The sequence below is a fragment of the Peribacillus sp. SIMBA_075 genome (assembly GCF_046534585.1).
Map to the genome: position 1 here is coordinate 1 of NZ_JAWRYN010000566.1, position 273 is coordinate 273.

Annotated in this window: 1 protein-coding gene; it reads left to right on the top strand. The window is 35.9% G+C overall.

Features of this window, described 5'->3' with window-relative positions:
- Nucleotides 1-273, top strand: a 273-nt coding sequence (locus tag SB775_RS29425) for a ribonucleotide-diphosphate reductase subunit beta (RefSeq protein WP_410864767.1), incomplete at both ends; no start/stop codon positions are given.

The window sequence follows — 273 nt, forward strand, 5'->3', positions numbered from 1 at the left end:
TAGCACAACAAATCTTCACAGAACTTTCTGCAGAAGAGCAACAAGAAGTACAAACGGAAACGCAAGAGTTATTAATGGAACTGTATGAAATTGAATTGGCATATACAGAAGAAATTTACACTTCTATCGGTCTTGTAGAGGATGTAAATCGTTTCGTTCGTTACAATGCGAATAAAGGACTTATGAACTTAGGACTTGAGCCGAAGTTTGAGGAAGAAGAAATTAACCCAATCGTTTTAAATGGTTTACGTACAGATACGAAAAACCATGACT